Below are 22062 nucleotides of genomic sequence, written 5' to 3' on the forward strand. Positions count from 1 at the left end.
CATGTTTCGAATTCTTGCTTTGATGATGTTACCCGTTGCCGCCCACGCGCAGGTGGACCAAGGGCGCCCGAATGCCGATTTCGCCCCCGCGTTTGCAGAGCAGACACGTGCGCCCGCGCTGCCTGTCACCGATGTCACAGTTGAGGTTTTTGCCGATGGTCTGGATGGCCCATGGGGGATTGCGAACCTCGGGAACGGGCAGTTTCTGGTGACCGAGAAGGTGGGAAATCTGCGCCTCATGAATGCGGATGGCAGTTTGAGCAGCCCATTGGCGGGGTTGCCTGATGTGGCGGCGCAGGGCCAGGGCGGGTTGCTGGATGTGGCAGTGTCGCCCAATTTCGCGCAAGACCGGACGATTTTCTGGACCTATGCGAAATCCGTGCGTGGCGGTTTGGTGACGGCGGCGGCCCGCGGGACTTTGGGTGCCGACGGTGTGATCAGCGATGCGACGGATATTTTTGTGCAGGATAACCCCGCGCGCAACGGGCGCCATTTCGGAAGCCGTATTTTGCCAATGGCAGATGGTACCGTCTGGATTACGACTGGTGATCGTGGTGCCGGCGATAGTGGCACGTTGGTGCAGGATATCGAGACGACCCATGGCAAGATCATCCGTGTGAATGCGGATGGATCGGCGCCTGCGGACAATCCTTTTGTGGGCCGTGCGGGCAATGATCTGGTCTGGTCGCTGGGTCATCGCAACGTGCAGGGTGCCGCGATGGGGCCCGGCGGGCTTTGGACAATCGAGCACGGGCCGCGTGGCGGGGATGAGTTGAACAGACCGCAGGCGGGGCTGAACTATGGTTGGCCGGTGGTTAGTTATGGCATCAACTATCGCGGATCAGATGTGGGCCGTGGCAATGCAAGCGGGCCCGAATTTGAAGAACCCGTTTACTATTGGGACCCTGTGATCGCGCCCGGTGGGATGATGTTTTACGACGGGCCATATGCTGCGTGGCAGGGGGATTTGCTGATTGCCTCGCTCAACCCCGGTGCGCTGGTGCGTCTGGATATCCAGAACGGGCGTGTGGTTGGCGAAGAGCGTTTGCTGACTGATGTGGGCCGCATCCGTGACGTGGAAGTGCTGGAGGACGGTGCGGTGCTGCTGCTGTTGGATGCAGGCGAGGTGCTGCGGGTGGCGCCGGGGTAGTGTGCACGTTGAGCGTCACGCGGCGAATGTCGGCTTGGCGGTGTCAGTCTTTTGACGAAATTGAAGAAGGTACGCCCACCAATTTAGAGCATCGTCGCAAAACGTACCGCGGCTTGAACGCCATCGATCAATTTGATGGAAATGTCGTCGCTTTCCTCAACGATGTGCACCATGCCCGCGCAGCCAAGCACGACGCTGTTGATGCCGTCTTCCCGTACGGCTGCTCTGATCTCGGCCTTAACTTTCTCTGTTGCATTGGCGCGATCATCTTCGAGGGCGAGAACCGGCACGCCACTTGCCCGAATGCGCCCCAGGTTTTTGGCGAGCCCGTAATCGCTGACATTTGCGTTAAGAATAGGGACCGATACATCCAGTGTTGTCACGACGGAAAAACGTTGGCCAAAAAGGGATGCCAGATGGTAGGCCGCTTGCCCGATGCCAATGACCGGACATGTCGCTAACGCGCGTGCTGCGCTAAGACCGGTATCATCAAAGCAACCTATGATGATTGCGCGCGCTCCTGCCCCATCCGCCTTTTTTACGAGCTCCAACAGCGGCGGGATTGCTGCGTTCCCGTCCTGCTCGCCTTGAATTGCGGGTGGGCCGCCCGCTGATGTCCAGCCAACCACTTGAGTCTCCGGGGCAGCCTTGTGTGCGGTTTCGAGCATTGCCGTCGTCATCGAATGGGTGCTGTTTGGGTTAATGATGACGATCATAAGTGGCCCTTGCCTGCATCAGATCCGTGGCGGGCGCGGCGCTTGTTCGCGATCAGAGCAACACACAGAAAGGCGCCAATGATAATCAGGGAAAAGACTGTCGTCAGTGTCCCCAAAGCATAAAGAACGGGCGAGGTAACGTTGGTGGTCATCCCGTAGATTTCCAATGGCAATGTGTTGTAGCTACCCGAGGTCAGCAAGGTCCGGGCAAACTCATCATAGCTGAGTGTGAAGCCGAACAGGGCCACCCCGATCAGCGATGGCGCGATAATCGGCAGCACAACATGGCGCAGCGTTTGCCATGGGGTGGCACCCAGATCGCGCGCGGCCTCTTCATAGCTTTTGTCGAACCGGTTAAAGACCGCAAACATGATCAACAAACCAAAGGGCAGCGTCCACGTCAGTTGCGCCCCGAACCCTGATGTGGACCAATGCACGTTGAGGCCGGATTGGGAAAACAGCAAACCCACGCCGAGCGAGATCAGAATTGACGGGATCACCAGCGACGTGATGATCAGGTAAAACAGGATATTCGACCCTGGAAATCTGTTCCGGAACGCAAGCCCGCCCATCACAGAGACCACAACCGTGACGACCATCACCATCAGCCCGAGCATAAAGCTGCGCCGGAAACTGCCCCAGATGTCGCCAACCGCTTGCTGTTCAAAGAGGTCATAGAACCAATACAGCGATACGCCGCGCATCGGGAAGGTCAGCCCGCCCCCTTCACCTTGGAACGACAGGATACCGATGGTGATTGTCGGTCCATAAAGAAACAGAATGAACAATGCGAAGAATGCGCTGAGGACGTAGAAGGACCGTGGACGTGGCTCCATCTTACAGCTCCTTCCGAATATCGACGAAGCGTAGCAAGATGCCGATCGTCAGCAGTACTGTCAGCAGCAAGACAATCGCCGTGGCCGAGGCGCTTGGATATTGCAGTAAGGCGATATCGTTCGAGATCAGACGCCCCACATTCGCGGACTGGGAGCCCGACATAAACCGCACGGTGATGAAATCACCCATCACCAGCGTAACCACAAAAATCGTGCCGATCATAATGCCGGGTTTGGTCAGCGGGATGATGACGTTCCACAGGATTTGCGCTCCGTTTGCGCCAGCGTCCCGTGCCGCCTCGATCAGGGATTTGTCGATCCGCATCATGGTATTGAAGATCGGGACGACCATGAAGAGCGTATAGAGATGGACAAAGGCCAGAATGACGGCGAAATCCGAGAATAACAGCCACTCAATCGGCTCATCAATCACACCCCACGACATCAATGTTGAATTGGCGATCCCGTTGCGGCCCAAGAACGGGATCCAAGAAATCATGCGAATGATGTTCGACGTCCAGAACGGTATGGTGCACAAAAGAAACAAGGCGATCTGCCACGTCAGGGTGCGGATGTGAAATGCGAGATAATAAGCGACTGTAAATCCGATCAACAGGGTGAAAACCCAAGTGATCAAGGCGTACTTAAAGGTGTTGAAAAAGACCGTATAGGTCACCGGGGACCCAAAGAGGAATGCGTAGTTGTCGAACTCAAAGGCCGGGATAATCGAAAACTCTGTCGCGCGCCAAAAACTGACGATGACAATCAGAACGATTGGTAACACCAGAAAGATGATCAAGACCGCCGCGAGCGGGGAGACCATCAGCCAACCCTTGAAGGCCGTATTGTCACGCCAATTCTTCATTGAATGTTCTCTGGGCAAGAGGGTGGGTGCGCCCCCTCAGGAAGAGCGCACCCGTTGATCAAGATCATGCAGCTTAGGCTGCGATGAACTCGTTCCACTTACGGACCATGTACTGGTTTTCGTCCATGACGGAGTTCCAGCAAACGACCGATCCCATACGGTCCAAGAAGGACCCGCCATCGCGGACTTCGCCCGCACCGGCAAGCTTGTCACCTGTTGGGGACAGGATGTCGCCTTCGGCGGCTTTGCCTTCATACCAGAAGCCCCACTCATCGGCGGACATGAACGCTTTGGAGGTTTCAGGAACCGCAGAGTAATAGCCCTGACGCATCAGGTAGCCACCAACCCAGCCAGAGAGGTACCAGTTGATGTACTCATAGGCTGCATCCAGTTCGATACCCGACAGTGCCGCAGAAATGCCCAAGCCGCCGCCCCACGAGCGATAGCCTTCTTCAAGCGGCTGGTAGACGCAAGGGATACCTTGGGATTTCACAGCCGTGATCGCGGGGGACCACATTGACTGGATCACCACTTCGCCGGATGCCATCAGGTTGACGCTCTCGTCAAACGACTTCCAGAATGCGCGGAACTGGCCGTTTTGCTTGGCCTCGGTGAAGATACCGATGGTCAGATCAATCTCTTCGCGCGTCATGTTGCCTTTGTCCGGGTAGGTATACTCACCCATGGATTCCACAACCATTGCCATATCCATGATCCCGATGGACGAAATATCAAGGATCGAGGCTTTGCCTTTAAACTCGGGGTTCAACAGCTCGGACCAATTGGTAATCGGACGGCCGATCAGGTCTGGTCGGATGCCCAATGTATCCGCGTTGTAGATGGTCGGGATCAGCGTCATCCAACCGGATTCTTCCTGAACAAAATCAGTGCCGTTCGGACCGGAAGTAAAGCCGACAGTGTGCGGCGCGGTGCCCTGCGCGATTGTGCTTGTCGGTGTCAAAAGACCGCTGCGGAATGTTCCGGCGATTTTGTCGTAGTTGTCAATTTTGGTCGTGTCCATTGCCTGCAGGTTGCCCGCAGCCCAGACCTTTTTGCAGATAAAGTATTCGATGTCGGCAATATCGAAACTATTGGGCTGGGTCGCTGCGCGCTGTGTCACACTGTCTGTGTCCAGCGCTGTCATTTCGAGCGTAAAGCCAAGGTCCTCTTTCACTTTGGTTGCAACATCATTGAGGTTGGACACCCCTGTTCCGAACTGTCGCAGAGTGACATCTTTGATGTTTTGCGCCCAGAGCATCGGGGCACCCAATGTGCCGCCAGCCACGGCAGCAGTTGCGCCTTTCAGAAGTGTGCGACGGCTTAGGCCGTTACGATGTGTAAATTTTGTCATTGGTTCGTCTCCTTGTCAGGTATTTTCTTGTTTGAAAGAATTGCGCCGCAGTTCATGCGGTCAGTTCGTGTTGGTTATTGGCGTCCCAGTGGAGACCGATCCGGTCACCGGGGTGGTGCGGGTTGTTGTAAAATTTGCTGTCTGGAATAAGGGCCAAGACTTCTTGGTCACCGGCAATCCGTGCCGACAAAGAGACATGGGTGCCCTGATATTCGACGGCTATGACTTGGCCTTCGACCGCTCCTTTCGAAGGCTCCGTGACCGACACGGCATCAGCACGGACTGCGAAATGTCCTGCGGGAAGCGCAATGACATTATGTCCGCCCATGAACTGGGCGACGAATTGGGTTTTCGGAGAATTGAACACATCTCGGGCTGGGCCAGCTTGCTCAATCACGGCATTGTTCATAACGATGATCTCGTCTGCCAAAGCCAGCGCTTCGTCTTGACCGTGCGTGACGTGAATGAAGCTGATGCCCAGTTCTTTTTGTAGCTTCCGCAATTCCGCGCGCATGCGCACCCGCAGGAATGGATCAAGCGCGGACAACGGCTCGTCGAGAAGCAGTACCTGAGGGCGGGTGATCAGCGCTCTTGCAAGCGCAACGCGCTGTTGTTGCCCCCCAGAAAGCTGATCTGGCAACCTTTCCGCGAGGTCTGTAAGGTCTACGAGATCAAGCATTTCGCGCGCCTGTGCGTGGCGCTTGACAGTATCGACACCCTTCATCTTGAGGCTGAAGGCCACATTGTCCAACACGCTGAGATGCGGAAACAACGCGTAATTCTGAAACATCATCGCCGTGCCGCGCTGTGCAGGAGGCAAGTTCGAAATATTACGTCCTGCCAGCAAAATTGCGCCGTCACTGACGCTTTCGTGGCCAGCTATCATCCGCAGCGTGGACGACTTTCCACAACCGGATGGACCCAGCAAGCAGGTATAGCTCTCGGATTTGAAGTGGTAGTTGATTGCGTCAACAGCAGTCGTCCTGCCGTATCGTTTGCTCACTGACACCAATTCTAAATCTTGCTTGCTCACAGCGGACTCCAAACGCAATGTTGGGTCCAGCAGCGAGACAACTCATACACAACGCAATCGTTTTAGGGCTGTCTGGTGGGTCTTTTATCGCGACTGCCTGCATTTTGGGCGGGAATAAACGCTCATGATGCATTCTTGTACGCAAAATTGTATACAATAATTGTTTAAATTGTAGTGAGGGGAAATTGGGTTGTGTCTTCAATCCTGCTCTGGCATTTCGATTCAGAGGAGGCACGAATGACGCTGACAACGCCAACAACGGAAAAACCCAGCGTCAGCGCTGCGTCCATTTCGAGCGCGTTGTCACTCGCTATTCATGAACACCGCTTGGCGCCGGGAACCAAGTTGGGCGAAGATGATCTGTCAGACATCTATGGGGTATCACGCACCATTGTTCGATCTGCACTCCAATCCCTTTCGCATCAACAGATTGTTGAAATCAAACGAAACCGCGGTGCGTTCGTGGCACAGCCCAGCCTCACCGAGGCGCACGAGGTGTTCGAGGCCCGCGAATTGCTTGAACCACGGACCGCCCGCAGCGCAGCATTGAATGCAGCGCCTGAAGACGTTGCGCTGCTTAAAGATCACATCACGCAAGAACATGCTGCGTTAGACGCCGGGGATCGGGGGCGTGCGTTGTATCTGTCTGGGAAATTCCACCTGGAAATTGCACGGATCGCCAATCAGAAGACGATTGCCGATATGATAGATATCTTGATTGCGCGCTCATCATTGATCATCGCGCTGTACTGGCGGCGTGAAAGTGCGCTGTGTGAAAGTCAGGCGCACCATGCCTTGATCGCTGCGATCGCCGAAAACGACGGGCAGCGCGCTGAAGAACTGATGCAAAGCCATCTTGTCGACCTGCATTCCGCGCTAAACCTGCACGAACGACCCCCGATCGAGCAGAACCTGCGCGCCATGTTGTTAGGAGACACACGACGCTGAGCGCGACCTTCAAGGTGCAACTTACAGTCGGGCAGATTATGAGGGCATAGGCGCCAGAGCAGACCTTGGCAAACGTGCAGTGAATGGCGGTTCGGTCCCACAAAACAGCCATTCGGACGCTTGGTGTAGAAGGTCTGCTATAGGTCTTTGCTATCCTGCCGCGGTCAGGCATGAGGTCCCGGATCAGATCCGGGACTTCGGGGTGCTAGGCGGCCAGCTTGCGCGCTGCGGCAAAAGAAATCAGGCGCTTGGACTTTTCGTCCCAAAGATCAAGGCTTGCGCATTTGATGCTTTGGGCGATTGTCATGCGGCTCACCTCGACCAGTTCGTTGTGATCGCGCAGCACTTCTGTCAACCGGTAGAATGGAATACGGCTATAGAGATGGTGAACATGGTGGATGCCGATGTTGGCAGTGAACCAGCGCAGGATCGGTGGCAGATCATAGTGTGAGCTGCCGTGCAAAGCGGCCTCGTGCAGTTGCCAGTCATCGTTCTGTTCCCAGTGCGTCGTTTCAAACTGGTGTTGAACGTAAAACAGCCACACGCCGATGGATGCGGCGATCAGGGTTGTGGGCAGAAACACCAGAAACAGCGCCTGAAACCCGCCGAAATAAACGATTGTGCCAAGGGTCGCCACGATGGCGGCATTGGTGCCCATCGCACTGATCCAGTATTTGCGTCCTTGCAGGCCCAGCGGCAGGCGATTTTGCAGGAAAAACAGATAGGTCGGGCCAAGGCCGAACATGACGAAGGGATGGCGGTACGCCCGATAAAGGAACCGTCCGAAAGGCGTGCGCTGGTGGTATTCTTCGACCGTCAGCGTCATCACATCACCGATGCCGCGCTGATCAAGATCACCCGCATGGCTGTGATGGATCGAATGTGTGCGCCGCCAGACATCATATGGCGTAAGCGTGACAACGCCCAAGGCCCGCCCGACCCAATCACTGACATCGCGGTTGCCAAAGAAGGAACCATGACCGCAATCGTGTTGGATACAAAAGAGCCGCAACAGGAAAAGTCCGTTCGCCGCCGAGATCACAAGTGCGCCAAGATAGCTATACTGCGCGACCCAGCAGGCCAGCACCCAAAGCACCACAAAGGGGATCAAACTGACTGCGAGTTCAAAGCTGCTGCGGATGCTGCTTGGTTCGCGGTATTTTGCCAAAATCTGGACCCAGTCACGGGGGGTCATGTTCGCGGGGGTCTTATTTTTGTCTTGCATATACTGCTTCTTAGCCTGTGATGATTTTCGATACCCTAACGTCAACGATTAGCAAGCGAAAAAGGCTTCAATGTGGTCTACCTGCGTCCTAGTGTAGCGAAAAGAGGAACACATCATGCAGCCGCTTCGGGGCATTATCTTTAAAGTCCTGTCTGTCTGCATGTTCATGGGGATGGCCAGTCTGGTCAAAGCCGCCTCGGTTGATGTCCCGCCGGGGCAGGCTGTTTTCTTTCGGTCTTTCTTTGCTTTGCCCATTATTCTGGGGTGGCTGGCGATCCGGCATGAACTCCGGGATGGCTGGAAAACCAAGAACCCGATGGGCCATTTCTGGCGGGGCTTGGTGGGCACATCGGCAATGGGGCTGGGGTTTACCGGGCTCGGCCTGCTGCCATTGCCCGAGGTGACAGCGATTGGCTATGCCGCGCCGCTGTTGGTCGTCGTCTTTGCGGCGATGTTCCTGAATGAAAACGTGCGCGCGTTCCGTCTGTCGGCTGTTGCGATGGGGATGGTTGGCGTTCTGATCGTGTTGTCGCCGCGGCTTTCGGTCGGGGCGAGCTTGAACCATTCCGAAACGCTGGGCGCGATTGTCGTTTTGATGGGGGCGGTTCTTGCGGCCCTCGCGCAGGTTTTCGTGCGCAAACTGGTGGCGACAGAAACAACGGCTGCGATCGTGTTTTGGTTTACGGTCACGTCCTCGGTGATGGCGCTTTTCACGTTGCCTTGGGGCTGGGTCGTGCCGACTTGGCAGATCGCGGTGATGTTGGTGATGGCTGGGCTCTTGGGTGGGGTGGGGCAGATCTTGCTAACCTCAAGTTACCGCTACGCCGATGCGTCGCTTGTGGCGCCTTTCGATTATAGTTCGATGATCCTTGCCCTGTTGATCGGCTACTTCATCTTTGACGAAGTGCCGACCGGCACCATGCTGATTGGCGCAGGGATCGTGATTGCGGCGGGTGTGCTGATTATCTGGCGCGAGCGCAAGCTGGGTCTGCAACGCGCACAGCAACGCAAAGCGACCGGGAATATCGGATCCTAGGCCTGTCGCGCGCCTTGTCGCAGCCGCGCAAAAAGCCATCGCACCTGCGCGATTCGTCGGGCAAACCCCGGTGGGGATGTGTGCACATTGAGGCCCAAATCGGAAAATAGTGACCAGATTTCCCGGATCTCATTGGGTTGCAGATGTGGCGGCACTTTGACGGGTGATCCGCCGGTCGGATCAATAAAGGCCGGTGGGATCGTGAAGGGCAGCGTGCCTTCGGAGTAAATCATCAATTTTTGTCTGACCTGTGACACGATGCTTGGATCGGCATCGATTGCTTCGAGCTTCAGGCGATGTGTCCTGTAAGATCCCGTTTCCCAGTTGCGCAGGATAAGCGCAAAGATGTCATGGGTTCGCGGACGTGCGGGCAGTGGCCGGGGATTGTCCAGAAAATCAGTGGGGTTGCAGCGATAGAAGGCGTGCACCGCCACAGCAAAATCGCATTCAGGCTGGCACAACATCCAGTGGACAAGCGCGCAATGCTCTGTACCGCGTGTGCGGCGCAGCGTGTCAAGCCAGAGGTCTTGGGGGGATGACCTGAGCAACCGTCGCACGGCACGCTCTTTTTCAGTGAGCTTTGGTTGTGCGGTGATATGATCGGTGGTGTCCGTGTGCGGTGGGTACATGACGACTCTAACTAACAAACCAAGCTGAATCAGAGTCCCATTCAAACCTGCCGGAACTTAGGCCCCTCTGGGCGGACCTGCCCGTTTATTGTTGCGGTTAAGGCTACAGTAAGCAAGTTTCTATGAATTAATTCCCTCAAATGGCGCAATGATAGCGCAAGTCGCGTTTTGAGTGATTGGGCAGAATCAGCAAGTTTGTGCTATGGTGAATGGACATAGTGGAGGATGACATGAAAAAACATGTACTCGACAGACCAAACACCGTGACGCCTGCACGTATGGTCCGGGCTATTGCGATCGAACGCCACGAAGGACCGCACAAAGCGACACTGGACCTTCAGCGCCGCAAACGGCAGCGGACGCTTGACAGCCGCACCAGTTTCTTTGTGCGGTTTGCGCGCGGTATGCGGCCCTAGCCGACGAAAAAGGGGCGCCCGAGCGCCCCTTTCGATTGCCGTATGGGATCCGTTACGCGCGGACCAGTTTCTCATAGTCGGCTGAAATCTCGCGTGTGATGGCACCGACCTCAAAGTTATAGTCGCCGATTTGTCCCACAGGGGTCACTTCGGCGGCGGTGCCTGTGAGCCAGCACTGTTCGAACCCTTCGAGTTCTTCGGGCATGATAATCCGTTCGTTGACCGTCAGGCCCTTGTCGCGCAACATGCCGATCACTGTCTGGCGGGTGATGCCGTTCAGGAATGCATCGGCAACAGGTGTGTGCACCTCACCGTCTTTGACAAAGAAGATATTCGCGCCTGTCGCTTCGGCCACATAGCCGCGATAGTCGAACATCATGGCGTCGGAACAGCCTTTGGCCTCGGCGGCATGTTTGGACATGGTGGCGATCATATAAAGACCCGCCGCTTTTGCCTGCGATGGTGCTGTTTCAGGGCTGGGGCGTTTCCATTTCGCGATATCGAGCTTGGCGCCCTTCATCTTGGCGTCGCCATAGTAGTTGCCCCATTCCCAGACCGCCACGGCAAGGTGGACAGGGTTGCGGGCCGCCGCGACACCCATGTCTTCGCCTGATCCGCGCCATGCAACGGGGCGGACATAGGCGTCTTTGAGGCCGTTGGCATCAAGAGCGGCTTGTTTTGCCGCTTCGATTTCATCGACGGTGTAGGGGATTTGGAAATCGATCAACTGGCCGGATTTGATCAGACGCTCGCTGTGTTCGCGTGATTTGAAGATCTTGCCGGAATAGCAGCGCTCGCCCTCGAACACGGATGAGGCGTAGTGCATGGCGTGGGTCAGAATGTGGACTTTGGCATCGCGCCATTCGACCAACTGGCCGTCCATCCAGATTTTACCGTCTCTGTCGTCATATGCACCGGCCATCGTAATCTCCATCCCGTTTTGCATTTGTTACGTCAATAGGTCCGTTTCGGACATAATGTTGCGTAGTTTCTGCGTTTCGCTAGCAGTTGATTCTTGGAATGTCAACAAAGCTGACGTATTGTAGCGTCAAGACCAAGGGAGGACGCGCATGAATGACGGGTTGCCGCCGCAGATGGGCCAAAGCCTGCTGTTCCTGACGGATGAGCAGTTGCGCAAAGGGATCGAGGCGATGTTTTTTGCCTATCGCGGCTTTACCGCTGATCCCGACCGTATTCTTGCGCAGAAGTCATACGGGCGTGCGCATCATCGTGCGATCCACTTCATCCACCGCAGTCCGGGCACAACGGTCAATAACCTTTTGTCCATTCTTGGCGTTACAAAACAATCGCTCAATCGTGTCTTGCGCAGTTTGATCGAAGACGGTTTGGTAGCGAGCACTGTTGGACAGCGGGACAAGCGCGAGCGACATTTGCACCTGACTGCAGCGGGTGAAGCGCTCGAGCGGGAATTATCCGATGCCCAGCGTGACCGGATGCGGGCTGCCTATCGTGCGGCAGGTCCGGCGGCGGTTGCCGGTTTTCGGCAGGTTTTGGAGGCCATGATGGATGAAGAGACGCGCCACCATTATGAGGCGATGAAGGATAAACCGGAATGAGCAATGACGATGCCCACCTGTTGATTGTCGATGACGATGAACGCATCCGCGGACTTTTGCAGAAGTTCCTGATGCGCTCGGGTTTTCTGGTCAGCACCGCCCGCGACGCCGCCCATGCGCGGCGTATTCTGGCGGGGCTGGAATTTGATATGATCGTTCTGGACGTGATGATGCCGGGCGAGGACGGTATGTCGCTTTGTCGTGATCTGCGCCAGACGATCACAACGCCGATCATGCTGCTGACCGCGAAGGGTGGCACCGATGACCGGATTACGGGGCTCGAGGCGGGCGCGGACGATTACCTGCCCAAGCCGTTTGAACCCAAAGAACTGCTGCTACGGATCAATGCGATTTTGCGCCGTGTGCCTGCCGCTGAACCCAGCGTGGTCTTGCCTAAGGTTCTGAACATGGGGCCGGTGCGCTATGACATTGAACGCGGCGAGATGTGGCATGGGGACCAACTGGTCCGGCTGACCGCCACCGAAAGCCAGCTGATGCGGATCTTCTCGGGGTGTCCCGGGCAATCCGTGACGCGCACCAAACTGGTCGAGGAGCTGAGCCGGTCGGGGGGGCAGACGCAGGAACGCGCGGTGGATGTCCAGATCACGCGCCTGCGCCGCAAGATCGAGGTGGACCCCAAACAGCCCCGCTACCTTCAGACGGTCCGTGGTGCGGGTTATATGTTGGCGCCTGAATAAGGGGGGTATCCCTGCATTCTCACCTCAGAACGGCCTTTGTTGCGGTGCGAGGGAACTGGAAAGTGCGGACACAGTTACCTTCTCCGTTTCACCCAAAAGCACCCCCACAGCAAAACAGGCCGACACATTAGGCTCAAACTGGACTTTCGCCGCGCCTAAACCGGCGGTCTGGTTTGTAAAAGTCAGCACCGCGACCTAGCTGGTGCCTGATCTCGCGCGGTAAATGCCGTGAAGATCACAAACATAGTTGTGCTTCCCACCTGAATTGCGTTTTCTGCGCCTATGACAACAGCTTTGATCTCTCACCCCGATTGCGCGGATCACATCACACCCCCGGGCCACCCTGAACAGGTGGCGCGGTTGGCGGCGGTCTTGAATGCCCTTGAGGGCATGCCCCTGACCCGTGTCACAGCCCCTTTGGTGGCAGATGACGATCTGTTGCGCGCCCATCCGCAGACCCATATAGATGCAATCCGCGCGGCTGCCCCGACCGAAGGATGGCGGTCACTGGATGCCGATACCCACATGTCGCCCGGTACGCTGACCGCCGCTTTGCGTGCCGCAGGTGGCGTTGTGCGCGCCGTTGATATGGTGCTGGGCGGTGAGGCAAATAATGCCTTCGTTGCAGTGCGCCCGCCGGGCCATCATGCGGAACGCGAAACGGCGATGGGGTTTTGCTTTTTTGGCAATGTTGTCATCGGGGCCAAGCACGCGTTGGACTATCACGGGTTGGACCGGGTCGCGATCGTGGATTTTGACGTGCATCACGGCAATGGCACGCAGGATCTTGTCGAGGATGATCCGCGGATTCTGTTTTGTTCGACCCATCAGTCCCCGCTTTACCCAGGCACCGGTGCCGCCCATGAGGTGGGTGTCGATAACGTGTTGAACGTGCCCTTGCCCGAAGGCACCGGATCAAAGGCCTTTCGTGATGTGATGGAGCGCCTTGTTTTGCCACGGCTTGACGCATTCTCTCCACAACTCGTCATAATTTCGGCCGGTTTCGATGCACATATGAGTGATCCCTTGGCGGGGATGAACCTGACGACAGAAGACTTTGGTTGGGTGACAGGACGTTTGTGTGATGTAGCAAGTACCCATTGTAACGGGCGGGTGGTATCGAGCCTTGAAGGTGGATATGACCTGACGGCGCTGGGCGCGTCTGCAGCTGCCCATGTAAAGGTTTTGGAGGAAAGAGGTCGATGAGCGACGTTGAGAACATGAGCTTTGAGGACGCAATCAAAGAATTGGAAAAGGTTGTCGGCCAGCTGGAGCGTGGCGACGTTGCTCTGGATGAAAGCATCGCCCTTTATGAGCGTGGCGCGGCGCTGAAAGCCCGCTGCGAAGCAAAGTTGAAAGAGGCCGAAGAAAAGGTCGCGAAGATCACATTGGGCGAAGGTGGTTCACCTGTCGGCACGGCATCGCTCGATGGCTAATCCTCTTGAAAAATACCAAATCGCCGCGCTGAAGCGTAAGCCGTTTGAAGAAACGCTGGCCCATGCCGCGAAGGTTTCACAAGCGCGGATCGGGTTCGCCCTGACGGGACTGGAGGGCGATGTTGCCGACGCGATGATCTATGCCTCTTCCGGTGGTAAGGCGTTCCGTGCGTTTCTGGTTTTGGAAACCACCCGTATGCTGGGTATCAATCCGGTTGCTGCAGCCGGTGCTGCCGCGGCGATCGAGTGTATTCACGCCTATTCGCTGGTGCATGATGATCTGCCCTGCATGGATGATGATGATCTGCGCCGTGGTCAGCCGACAGTGCATAAAAAATGGGACGAAGCGACGGCTGTTTTGGCAGGTGATGGGCTACAGGCACTTGCGTTTGAATTGCTGTTGCAGGCCGAATGTGCCCCCCGCGCCAAGCTGAACCTTTTGATGTCACTGACCAACGCTGCGGGTATTCGCGGAATGGTTGGCGGGCAGGCTGCGGATATCGCCGCAGAGACGGCGAAGGTGCCGCTTGATTTGCAGCAGGTCATGGATCTGCAGGCCGCCAAGACAGGTGCTTTGATTTCATGGTCAGCCCTTGTCGGGCCGCGCATGGCCGAGGCCGAGCGCGAACCTTTGTCGATCTATGGCGCATACCTGGGTATGGCGTTCCAGATTGTCGATGATGTTCTGGATGCGACTGGCGATGCAGACACTGTTGGCAAGGCTGTTGGCAAGGACGCTGCCGCTGGAAAAGCGACTTTTGTGTCTTTATTGGGTCTTGATGGGGCGAAAAGCCGCGCGAGCGCACTGGTGGAAGAAGCCTGTGATGCGCTATCTCCGTACGGGAATGAAGCCGATACGTTGAAAGAAGCCGCGCAATTTGTGATTGCCCGCACACATTAAGAAGGGTCGCCATGTCTGACCAACCCCACACGCCCGTTCTGGACCGTGTCCATACACCTGCCGATATGAAGGGCATGTCTGACGCCGAACTGCGCCAGTTGGCCGATGAATTGCGCGCCGAGACGATCTCGGCGGTGTCTGTGACGGGCGGGCATTTGGGGGCCGGTCTGGGGGTGGTTGAGATGACTGTGGCGCTGCATGCGGTCTTCGATGCGCCCAAAGACAAGATTATCTGGGACGTGTCGCACCAGTGTTATCCGCACAAGATTCTGACGGGCCGGCGCGACCGTATCCGCACCCTGCGCACAGAAGGTGGCCTGAGCGGGTTTACCAAACGCTCCGAGAGCCCCTATGATCCTTTTGGTGCCGCCCATTCCAGCACCTCGATTTCTGCCGCGCTTGGCTTTGCCGTCGCCCGCGATCTGGGCGGTGAAGGCGGCGATGCGATTGCGATCATTGGTGATGGCGCGATGTCGGCGGGCATGGCCTATGAGGCAATGAATAACGCGGGCCATCTTGGCAAACGTCTGATCGTAATCCTGAACGATAACGAAATGTCGATTGCGCCCCCCACAGGCGCGATGTCGTCCTACCTGTCGCGCCTTTATGCAGGCGAGCCGTTTCAGGAATTCAAGGCCGCCGCCAAAGGCGCGATATCCTTGCTGCCCGAACCCTTCCGCGAAGGGGCCAAGCGCGCCAAGGATGTGCTCAAGCATATGACCGTGGGCGGGACGCTCTTTGAGGAGCTGGGGTTCTCGTACCTCGGTCCGATTGACGGCCATGACATGGAGCAGCTTTTGTCGGTCTTGCGCACCGTCAAGGCCCGTGCCGATGGCCCGATCCTGATCCATGCGATTACGAAAAAGGGCAAAGGCTATGCTCCTGCCGAGCGCGCGAGCGACAAAGGCCATGCCACGGCCAAGTTCGATGTGATCACCGGTGAGCAGAAGAAAGCGCCGAGCAACGCGCCGTCCTATACATCGGTTTTTGCCGAAAGCCTGCTGAAACATGCCGCCGATGATTCCAAGATCTGCGCCGTGACGGCGGCAATGCCCGATGGGACAGGTTTGAACAAATTCATGGAGCGCTATGCCAGCCGTTGTTTTGATGTGGGTATCGCCGAACAACACGCGGTGACATTTGCAGCAGGCCTTGCAGCCGGCGGGTTGCGCCCGTTTTGTGCGCTTTACTCGACCTTCCTGCAACGCGGATATGATCAGGTGGTCCATGATGTGGCGATCCAGCGTCTGCCGGTGCGTTTTGCCATCGACCGTGCAGGGCTGGTGGGCGCTGACGGGGCGACACATGCGGGCTCGTTTGATGTGGCGTTCCTTGCCAACCTGCCCGGTTTTGTCGTGATGGCAGCCGCGGATGAGGCCGAACTGGTACGCATGGTTGCGACCGCTGCGGCGCATGACGAAGGCCCGATTGCGTTCCGTTTCCCACGTGGTGAAGGCGCGGGCGTCGAGATGCCGGAGAATCCAGAAGTGCTGGAAATCGGCAAGGGCCGGATGATCAGTGAAGGCAGCCGCGTTGCCATTTTGTCGTTCGGAACGCGCTTGCAGGAAGTGATGAAAGCCTGTGAAGCGTTGCAGGCCAAAGGTATCACGCCGACCGTGGCGGACGCACGTTTTGCCAAACCATTGGACCGTGACTTGATCCTGAAACTCGCCGCCGCACATGAGGCGCTGATCACCGTCGAAGAGGGCGCTGTGGGTGGTTTCGGATCACATGTCGCGCAGCTCTTGGCGGATGAGGGGGTGTTCGATCACGGCCTGAAGTTCCGCTCGATGGTGCTGCCCGATACGTTCATTGATCAGGCCAGCCCCAAGGCCATGTATGATGTGGCAGGCATGAACGCTGAACACATCGAGGCGAAGGTGCTGGAAGTGATGGGCGTGGCGACGTTGGAGAAGCGGGCTTAGCTTTGGTCGATGAAATCACCCATTACTGTTCGGCTTCGGTTTTTCTTTCTTTCATTAAGAGCAAACAACTCTGGTTGACTTCGCTTTCCCAATCAAATGACCACTTAGAAGGTCGTTGGCTGCTTCGTCGATGGCTCGACAAATTTGATCCAAGTAATAGGGAACAAGAAGTCAGAAGAGGCGCGGAACTCCTGGTAGAGGATGTTCTTCGAAAAAATGTGGCCTTGGGAACCTGTTTTTCAGAGCAGAGCGATCTCTTGAGCCAGTGGCGAGGCTATGCGCGAGATGGATCGGGGTTTTCGATCACATTCGATAGGAAGGGACTGGAAGAATTTGTGTCCAACTCAAAAAACGATCCCAAGCCTTTGCTCTCAAAGATTATTTACGGCCAGAACGATTGGACGAGAATTAATGAAATGATCCGGTCGCTTTGGGAAGCCTTTGGCGAGGATGCCAAGAAATTCTCAGCTGGTCCAAACGGTACAGGGTCAATGCCATTAGAATTGTCACCAGAGAAATTTGCTCATCAAAGGGCTGCAGCAAGGAATTTATTCACGGTAAAGGATCGGGCGTTTGAAGAGGAAAAGGAATGGCGACTTATGCTATTCGCTCCTTGGCAGGAGATTCCAAATCTGGAGTACAGAGACAGTATCAACGGCGTATCGCCTTTCTTGAAATTTGAGATTCCTACTGAAATCGTCCGATATGTTACGATTGGGCCAACAAATCGGGCTCCTGTGGGAACTATTCAGGCTGCGCTCAAATCAAATGGGATTAAAGCGGGTCTTTCAAAAAGCGAAGCAAGCTACCGAAACTAATACATTCATCTCTTATCATCCAACCGCTTCTCAATCGCCTCCAGTTTCGCCAGCACCTCATCCCGATACGCATCCGTCGCGGCGTTGCCTTCTTCGGCGTGGGCGTCCTGCATCGAGTTCACGATCAGACCGACCAGCAGGTTTACCACTGCGAAAGTCGTCACCATGATGAAGGGCACAAAGAAGGCCCATGCGTAGGGGTAGATTTCCATCACGGGGCGCACGATGCCCATGGACCAGCTTTCCAGCGTCATGATCTGGAACAGCGAATAGCCCGAGCGCCCCAATGTGCCGAACCATTCGGGGAAGGCATCGCCAAAGAGTTTGGTGGCCATGACGGCGGCGATGTAGAACACGATCCCCATCAGCAGGAATACCGATCCCATGCCCGGCAGGGCTGTGACAAAGCCTTCGACCACGCGGCGTAGCGATGGCACCACCGAGATCACGCGCAGGACCCGCAGGATGCGCAGGGCGCGCAAGACCGACAGCCCGCCGTTGCCGGGGACCAGTGACACGCCGACGATGATGAAATCAAAGATGTTCCAGCCGCTGCGGAAGAACTGCAGGCGCTGGGCAAAGAGTTTGGCGCCAAGTTCGGCCACGAAGATCGCAAGACAAATCCGGTCCAGTGCGATGATCAGCGGACCGGCCGCATCCATGATGGATTGCGATGTCTCCATCCCCAGAATGATCGCGTTGAAGATGATCACCGCCACGATAAAATTCCGGACCCATGCGGTGGCAAGCAGATCGGCTGTTTTCTGGCGGAGAGTCATGCGGGGTCCTCTGGTTCAAGCGCCCCTGATATGGGATGTTTGCAACAGTTGAGCAAGGGCATCACGTCACGCTACGTAAGACTGGACGCATATCGGTGCGCCTGCGCATGATTTGCCTAAAAGGTGAGCCTGGAATGTCGTTAAACCCCCGTTTGATCTTTCGCTGGACCGCGTTTTTGCTGGCAGGAGGCTATTGCATCCGGATGCTGGTTTTCGGGGAATGGGACCAGTTTGGAGGGCCGTTCCGGTTCCTGACGGTCTGGGCGCTGTTTTGTTCGTTTTTTGTGTTCAGCCGCATGATGGCGATTGAGGAAGGCCGGAGCGCGCGCCGCTGGGACGGGTTCGTTTGCATGACGGCGGTTATCAACACGATGGTCGTGATGCTGTATTGGCGTCTCTTCTTCGCTGATCCTGCCTCGGTGACCGCTGATGGCGAATTGGCCGCGTGGCATCTGGAACTCTACCTGCACGGGCTTGGACCCGCTTTGCAGGTGTTTGACAGTCTGTTCATCCACCGCAGCTATCGCCGTTTGGGGGCGGGTTTTGCATGGCTTTGTGGTGTGGTGGGGGTTTATCTTTTGTGGGCGGAACTGGTGCTCGAACCGCTCAACACCAGCCCCGCGGGCCGCGTGACGAGCGGCTTGCCCTATCCGTTCCTGAACAATCTGGAACTGTCAGAGCGCCTGATTGTCTACGCGTCCTACTTCACATCCGGTGTTGTCGTCTTGCTGCTTTACGCCGGGATTGCCTGGGCGATCAGGCGCCGATTTCCTGCGCCAGCAAAGCTCTGAGCCCTGATTTGTAGTCGGGGTATAGCAGCTCGACGCCGAGTTCGTCCTTGATCCGGTCGTTCCGCACCTTTTTGCTTTCGGCGTAAAAGCTGCGCGCCATGGGGGACATGTCGGCGTCTTCAAAAGCGACGGCCTCGGGGATGGGCAGCCCCAGCAATTCGGCGGCATAGGCGATCACATCCTGCGGCGGGGCGGGATCATTGTCGCAGACGTTATAGGCCGCACCGGGGTTCGGTTTGGCGATCGAGGCGGCCAGCACGCGCGCGATGTCGGCGACATGGGTGCGGCTAAAGACCTGCCCCTCTTTGATGATCCGGCGCGCGGTGCCGTTGCGCACCTTGGAAAACGGCCCGCGCCCCGGCCCGTAGATGCCCGCAAGGCGGAAGATATGCAGGGGCAGTCCGGGGATGGCGGCCCATGCGGCCTCGGCCTCGACCCGCGCGATACCGCGTTTGGTGGCGGGGGTCAGGGCGGTGTTCTCATCCACCCAATCGCCATGGTGGTCGCCGTAGACGCCGGTGGTGGACAGATAGCCGACCCATGCGAACTGGTCCGCGCGTTTTGCGATTTCATCATGCAGTTCCGCCAGCACAGGATCGCCGGCGTCATCAGGGGCAGCCGAAATCAGCAGGTGGGTCGCGGCATCCAGCGCCGGTGTCATATCGGCACCCGGCCAGATACGCGGCTCAATTCCTTCGTTCATCAGACGGGGCGCTTTGTCTTCGGAGCGTGTGGTGCCGATGATGCGCCAGTCTTGTGGCAGAAGGATGCGGGAAAGGGCGCGGGCGCTATAGCCGTGGCCGAAGGAAAGAAGTGTTTCTGTCATGTACCTGTGGTGCCGGAACCTGCGCTAGGAGGCAAGTGTTTGTGCGGGACGAGAGAGCGGGATGCCTCCGGCGGGGATATTTAGGGGGCCAGTAATAAGGGGAGAGACGGGGTGGGAAGGGTGATTAAGGTTGTCGCTTTAGTCTTTCGCCTTTTTTGTGAACGGTGGCCCGAATTTCATATCCAAATGCTTCATTCGATCCATAGTGATTGTTTCCCCGACGATCAGATGAATATTTCCGACAAGCCTTTGATTAAGTTCTATTTTACACCCGAAAACATCGCTTCCAGAAACTTTTACTGTTGCCTTGATTTGCACGTGTGTTTGATCTTTTCCGATAAACTTTAGATCAACATTGCCAGTTCCTTTGTTGATCACTTCGTCAACCTCGGTTGCGCTTGGAATGTCGCCCAAACCCAAGCTAGATACCGACACCCTATCTTGACCTTCAATTTCTGCGCTGATCCCGACTTTTCGCGCTGGGGATTGACCGCTGTTCTTGATGAAAACGCCAAACTGCCAGCGAACGTCATCTTGACTGATATGCGCAACGGTAAGTGTAACTCTTGTGATCGAAAGGTAAGCCCTTACCTGTGCTTCCCCAATGCGTTGGGTAACATGACTGTTTTCTTGAGCGGCGATAGTAGTTGCCTTTGCCTCGGTGAGCATACCGTCAGCAGAGTCAGCAGCACGGCGCGTATGGTGAAGGGTTCTGACAATCGCCAACAGTGCAAAGAAAGTAAGCAATACGGTCGCAGTGGTAGCGTAGAACATCCACTTAGCCCACTTTGCCATAGCTTCTTGGGCATCAAGATCGCGGCTCTCACGCTCCTGTCGGGCCTCGGCTTCTATCTGATTTTTCTCGGCTACCAGATTGGAGATTGCTGCTTCGATGTCTTTGAGCGCGGGCGTAAGGTCTATGGTCCGATCATCTTGGCGGTCGCGGGCATCATTGCTGTCGGAAGCGCTTTCTTCTTGCCTTGGCTGATCTTCGGCAGTCGCTTGGGCCAAAGTGTATTCGGCTGGCAACGCTAGTCCAAATGCAATTGCGATGATCCAATCGCGCCTAGACATCGCAGCAAGAACGCCGCTGAGAACTTTCGTCTGGATATCTTGTTGGCAACGTTCATCTCTTTTTCGCTGATTCCTACCCCGTCCAGCTTTTCAACAATTTGGGGTTAAGTCACCCCTCTTCGGTTCAGCTTAATATTGAGTTGCCTTCCATTTTTGCGTCAACGTCACTAGCCAAATCTCAGCCTTGTCTCGGACGAGAGGGTGGGATGCCTCCGGCGGGGATATTTAGCGGGCCAGTAATAAGGGGGCTAGGTGGCGTAGTCGGCCTGTTCGGCGTCGAGTACGGCGCGGAGTTCGGCGAGGTGCCGGATGTCCTGTTCGGGGTAGGATTCGAGTTCTTGTGCTGTTTTCTCGGCGATGTCATCGGGCAGGACGCGGAGGGGCTGGCCGGTTTGCAGGGCGCGGATATAGGTTTCGGCGGCGCGTTCGAAATAATACATCCGGTTGAAGGTTTCCGCCACGGTCGCACCGATCACGAGCACACCGTGATTGCCCATGATCATTACCTTTTGTTTGGGGTCGGAAAAGAGGGCTGCACAGCGCGCGCCTTCACTTTCAAACGCCAGCCCGCCATAGCCGTCGTCGATCACGTAGCGGTTGAAGAACGTGCAGCAGTTCTGGTCGATGGGTGGCAGGCGGCTGTCCTTGAGAGACGCCAGAACCGTGGCGAAGATGGAATGCACATGCATCGCGCAGCGCGCGTGGGGCACCAGACGGTGGATGCCCCCGTGCAGCCCCCATGCGGTAGGATCAGGTGCGTTCGGACCGGTCAGCGTGTCGGGATCATTGGCGTCAACCACGATCAGATCACTGGCCTTGATCCGGCTGAAATGCATCTGGTTGGGGTTCATCAGGAACCGCGTGCCATCATCGTTGATCGCGAGGCTGAAGTGGTTGGCCACGCCCTCATGCATGTTCAGCCGTGCTGTCCAGCGAAAGGCCGCGGCCATATCGACCCGCTCTTGCCAGTGCGTCATATTTTGTGGATGGCTGTTCATCACCGCTCCTTGGATTTCATCGGGCTGCGGGTTA

25 protein-coding genes are annotated in these 22062 nt (G+C 56.5%); 12 read left to right on the forward strand and 13 right to left on the reverse strand.

The annotated features are described in order from the left end of the window. Position 1: 1 nt before the first annotated feature. Positions 2 to 1150, forward strand: coding sequence for a PQQ-dependent sugar dehydrogenase (locus B0B09_RS13595; protein WP_076660504.1), 1149 nt, complete (start codon positions 2 to 4; stop codon positions 1148 to 1150). A gap of 83 nt (positions 1151 to 1233) precedes the next feature. Here B0B09_RS13595 and B0B09_RS13600 read toward each other — a convergent pair whose 3' ends face one another. From B0B09_RS13600 to B0B09_RS13620, 5 genes are all read right to left on the reverse strand, one after another. Further along, complete coding sequence (locus tag B0B09_RS13600; protein WP_076660505.1) at positions 1234 to 1866, reverse strand: aspartate/glutamate racemase family protein; 633 nt, start codon at positions 1864 to 1866, stop codon at positions 1234 to 1236. Then, positions 1863 to 2702: an ABC transporter permease gene (locus B0B09_RS13605; protein WP_055296761.1), complete on the reverse strand. Its 840-nt coding sequence runs from the start codon at positions 2700 to 2702 to the stop codon at positions 1863 to 1865. The genes B0B09_RS13600 and B0B09_RS13605 overlap by 4 nt, the downstream gene beginning before the upstream one ends. A gap of 1 nt (position 2703) precedes the next feature. Next, positions 2704 to 3567, reverse strand: coding sequence for an ABC transporter permease (locus B0B09_RS13610; protein WP_076660506.1), 864 nt, complete (start codon positions 3565 to 3567; stop codon positions 2704 to 2706). Positions 3568 to 3640: 73 nt separating this feature from the next. After that, on the reverse strand, positions 3641 to 4918 hold the full coding sequence (locus tag B0B09_RS13615) for an ABC transporter substrate-binding protein (RefSeq protein WP_076660507.1): 1278 nt from the start codon (positions 4916 to 4918) through the stop codon (positions 3641 to 3643). Between the two features lie 52 nt (positions 4919 to 4970). Further along, entirely contained in the window at positions 4971 to 5951 is a 981-nt protein-coding gene (locus B0B09_RS13620; RefSeq protein ID WP_076660684.1) for an ABC transporter ATP-binding protein, read from the reverse strand. Between the two features lie 237 nt (positions 5952 to 6188). On the opposite strand from B0B09_RS13620, the gene B0B09_RS13625 reads away from it, so the two are divergent. Further along, positions 6189 to 6899, forward strand: a complete 711-nt coding sequence (locus B0B09_RS13625) for a GntR family transcriptional regulator (RefSeq protein WP_076660508.1) — start codon at positions 6189 to 6191, stop codon at positions 6897 to 6899. 205 nt (positions 6900 to 7104) lie between these two features. Here B0B09_RS13625 and B0B09_RS13630 read toward each other — a convergent pair whose 3' ends face one another. Further along, positions 7105 to 8094, reverse strand: coding sequence for a fatty acid desaturase (locus B0B09_RS13630; RefSeq protein ID WP_242654439.1), 990 nt, complete (start codon positions 8092 to 8094; stop codon positions 7105 to 7107). 145 nt (positions 8095 to 8239) lie between these two features. On the opposite strand from B0B09_RS13630, the gene B0B09_RS13635 reads away from it, so the two are divergent. Next, the gene (locus B0B09_RS13635) at positions 8240 to 9160 is read left to right on the forward strand and encodes a DMT family transporter (protein ID WP_055296772.1); all 921 of its coding nucleotides are present in this window, start codon (positions 8240 to 8242) and stop codon (positions 9158 to 9160) included. Here the strand turns inward: B0B09_RS13635 and B0B09_RS13640 are convergent. Next, a complete protein-coding gene (locus B0B09_RS13640; RefSeq protein WP_131825030.1) occupies positions 9157 to 9789 on the reverse strand; it encodes a hypothetical protein in 633 nt (210 codons plus the stop codon). The genes B0B09_RS13635 and B0B09_RS13640 overlap by 4 nt on opposite strands. 230 nt (positions 9790 to 10019) lie before the next feature. Between B0B09_RS13640 and B0B09_RS13645 the strand changes: the two genes are divergently transcribed. After that, positions 10020 to 10205 (forward strand): hypothetical protein, encoded by a 186-nt coding sequence (locus B0B09_RS13645; protein WP_076660511.1) that lies wholly within the window; start codon positions 10020 to 10022, stop codon positions 10203 to 10205. Positions 10206 to 10257: 52 nt separating this feature from the next. Here the strand turns inward: B0B09_RS13645 and B0B09_RS13650 are convergent, their stop codons facing one another. Beyond that, positions 10258 to 11127, reverse strand: a complete 870-nt coding sequence (locus B0B09_RS13650; protein ID WP_076660685.1) for a branched-chain amino acid aminotransferase — start codon at positions 11125 to 11127, stop codon at positions 10258 to 10260. Between the two features lie 148 nt (positions 11128 to 11275). Between B0B09_RS13650 and B0B09_RS13655 the strand changes: the two genes are divergently transcribed. From B0B09_RS13655 to B0B09_RS13685, 7 genes are all read left to right on the forward strand, one after another. Next, positions 11276 to 11782, forward strand: a complete 507-nt coding sequence (locus B0B09_RS13655) for a MarR family winged helix-turn-helix transcriptional regulator (protein ID WP_055296775.1) — start codon at positions 11276 to 11278, stop codon at positions 11780 to 11782. Next, entirely contained in the window at positions 11779 to 12480 is a 702-nt protein-coding gene (locus B0B09_RS13660; RefSeq protein WP_055296777.1) for a response regulator, read from the forward strand. Before B0B09_RS13655 ends, B0B09_RS13660 begins: the two co-directional genes overlap by 4 nt. Positions 12481 to 12762: 282 nt before the next feature. Next, on the forward strand, positions 12763 to 13686 hold the full coding sequence (locus B0B09_RS13665) for a histone deacetylase family protein (protein ID WP_076660512.1): 924 nt from the start codon (positions 12763 to 12765) through the stop codon (positions 13684 to 13686). Next, complete coding sequence (locus B0B09_RS13670; protein WP_055296781.1) at positions 13683 to 13916, forward strand: exodeoxyribonuclease VII small subunit; 234 nt, start codon at positions 13683 to 13685, stop codon at positions 13914 to 13916. The genes B0B09_RS13665 and B0B09_RS13670 overlap by 4 nt, the downstream gene beginning before the upstream one ends. Continuing rightward, positions 13909 to 14817, forward strand: a complete 909-nt coding sequence (locus B0B09_RS13675; protein WP_076660513.1) for a polyprenyl synthetase family protein — start codon at positions 13909 to 13911, stop codon at positions 14815 to 14817. Before B0B09_RS13670 ends, B0B09_RS13675 begins: the two co-directional genes overlap by 8 nt. 11 nt (positions 14818 to 14828) lie before the next feature. Next, entirely contained in the window at positions 14829 to 16742 is a 1914-nt protein-coding gene (dxs, locus tag B0B09_RS13680) for a 1-deoxy-D-xylulose-5-phosphate synthase (protein ID WP_076660514.1), read from the forward strand. A gap of 2 nt (positions 16743 to 16744) precedes the next feature. Continuing rightward, complete coding sequence (locus tag B0B09_RS13685; protein WP_076660515.1) at positions 16745 to 17560, forward strand: DUF2971 domain-containing protein; 816 nt, start codon at positions 16745 to 16747, stop codon at positions 17558 to 17560. Between the two features lie 5 nt (positions 17561 to 17565). Here the strand turns inward: B0B09_RS13685 and B0B09_RS13690 are convergent, their stop codons facing one another. After that, positions 17566 to 18339, reverse strand: a complete 774-nt coding sequence (locus B0B09_RS13690) for an ion transporter (protein WP_076660516.1) — start codon at positions 18337 to 18339, stop codon at positions 17566 to 17568. Between the two features lie 134 nt (positions 18340 to 18473). Between B0B09_RS13690 and B0B09_RS13695 the strand changes: the two genes are divergently transcribed. Then, complete coding sequence (locus tag B0B09_RS13695) at positions 18474 to 19130, forward strand: androgen-induced gene 1 family protein (protein WP_076660517.1); 657 nt, start codon at positions 18474 to 18476, stop codon at positions 19128 to 19130. Here the strand turns inward: B0B09_RS13695 and B0B09_RS13700 are convergent. From B0B09_RS13700 to B0B09_RS13715, 4 genes are all read right to left on the reverse strand, one after another. Further along, positions 19096 to 19956 carry an SDR family oxidoreductase gene (locus tag B0B09_RS13700; RefSeq protein ID WP_076660518.1) on the reverse strand — a complete coding sequence of 287 codons (861 nt, stop codon included), beginning with the start codon at positions 19954 to 19956 and terminating at the stop codon, positions 19096 to 19098. The genes B0B09_RS13695 and B0B09_RS13700 overlap by 35 nt on opposite strands. A 138-nt stretch (positions 19957 to 20094) precedes the next feature. Next, entirely contained in the window at positions 20095 to 20967 is an 873-nt protein-coding gene (locus tag B0B09_RS13705; protein WP_131825031.1) for a hypothetical protein, read from the reverse strand. A 20-nt stretch (positions 20968 to 20987) separates the two neighbouring features. Next, entirely contained in the window at positions 20988 to 21128 is a 141-nt protein-coding gene (locus B0B09_RS18140) for a DUF6471 domain-containing protein (protein WP_278247290.1), read from the reverse strand. A 150-nt stretch (positions 21129 to 21278) separates the two neighbouring features. Next, entirely contained in the window at positions 21279 to 22028 is a 750-nt protein-coding gene (locus B0B09_RS13715; protein ID WP_076660521.1) for a class II aldolase and adducin N-terminal domain-containing protein, read from the reverse strand. Positions 22029 to 22062: the final 34 nt, after the last annotated feature.

The organism is Yoonia rosea, assembly GCF_900156505.1.
In the GTDB taxonomy this organism is placed as follows: Bacteria; Pseudomonadota; Alphaproteobacteria; order Rhodobacterales; family Rhodobacteraceae; genus Yoonia; species Yoonia rosea.

Excerpts from the sequence above, each read along its gene's own strand:
- B0B09_RS13595 (WP_076660504.1), top strand. The coding sequence starts at position 2 with ATGTTTCGAATTCTTGCTTTGATGATGTTACCCGTTGCCGCCCACGCG.
- B0B09_RS13600 (WP_076660505.1), bottom strand. The coding sequence starts at position 1,866 with ATGATCGTCATCATTAACCCAAACAGCACCCATTCGATGACGACGGCA.
- B0B09_RS13605 (WP_055296761.1), bottom strand. The coding sequence starts at position 2,702 with ATGGAGCCACGTCCACGGTCCTTCTACGTCCTCAGCGCATTCTTCGCA.
- B0B09_RS13610 (WP_076660506.1), bottom strand. The coding sequence starts at position 3,567 with ATGAAGAATTGGCGTGACAATACGGCCTTCAAGGGTTGGCTGATGGTC.
- B0B09_RS13615 (WP_076660507.1), bottom strand. The coding sequence starts at position 4,918 with ATGACAAAATTTACACATCGTAACGGCCTAAGCCGTCGCACACTTCTG.
- B0B09_RS13625 (WP_076660508.1), top strand. The coding sequence starts at position 6,189 with ATGACGCTGACAACGCCAACAACGGAAAAACCCAGCGTCAGCGCTGCG.
- B0B09_RS13630 (WP_242654439.1), bottom strand. The coding sequence starts at position 8,094 with ATGACCCCCCGTGACTGGGTCCAGATTTTGGCAAAATACCGCGAACCA.
- B0B09_RS13635 (WP_055296772.1), top strand. The coding sequence starts at position 8,240 with ATGCAGCCGCTTCGGGGCATTATCTTTAAAGTCCTGTCTGTCTGCATG.
- B0B09_RS13640 (WP_131825030.1), bottom strand. The coding sequence starts at position 9,789 with ATGTACCCACCGCACACGGACACCACCGATCATATCACCGCACAACCA.
- B0B09_RS13645 (WP_076660511.1), top strand. The coding sequence starts at position 10,020 with ATGAAAAAACATGTACTCGACAGACCAAACACCGTGACGCCTGCACGT.
- B0B09_RS13650 (WP_076660685.1), bottom strand. The coding sequence starts at position 11,127 with ATGGCCGGTGCATATGACGACAGAGACGGTAAAATCTGGATGGACGGC.
- B0B09_RS13655 (WP_055296775.1), top strand. The coding sequence starts at position 11,276 with ATGAATGACGGGTTGCCGCCGCAGATGGGCCAAAGCCTGCTGTTCCTG.
- B0B09_RS13660 (WP_055296777.1), top strand. The coding sequence starts at position 11,779 with ATGAGCAATGACGATGCCCACCTGTTGATTGTCGATGACGATGAACGC.
- B0B09_RS13665 (WP_076660512.1), top strand. The coding sequence starts at position 12,763 with ATGACAACAGCTTTGATCTCTCACCCCGATTGCGCGGATCACATCACA.
- B0B09_RS13670 (WP_055296781.1), top strand. The coding sequence starts at position 13,683 with ATGAGCGACGTTGAGAACATGAGCTTTGAGGACGCAATCAAAGAATTG.
- B0B09_RS13675 (WP_076660513.1), top strand. The coding sequence starts at position 13,909 with ATGGCTAATCCTCTTGAAAAATACCAAATCGCCGCGCTGAAGCGTAAG.
- dxs (WP_076660514.1), top strand. The coding sequence starts at position 14,829 with ATGTCTGACCAACCCCACACGCCCGTTCTGGACCGTGTCCATACACCT.
- B0B09_RS13690 (WP_076660516.1), bottom strand. The coding sequence starts at position 18,339 with ATGACTCTCCGCCAGAAAACAGCCGATCTGCTTGCCACCGCATGGGTC.
- B0B09_RS13695 (WP_076660517.1), top strand. The coding sequence starts at position 18,474 with ATGTCGTTAAACCCCCGTTTGATCTTTCGCTGGACCGCGTTTTTGCTG.
- B0B09_RS13700 (WP_076660518.1), bottom strand. The coding sequence starts at position 19,956 with ATGACAGAAACACTTCTTTCCTTCGGCCACGGCTATAGCGCCCGCGCC.
- B0B09_RS13715 (WP_076660521.1), bottom strand. The coding sequence starts at position 22,028 with ATGAACAGCCATCCACAAAATATGACGCACTGGCAAGAGCGGGTCGAT.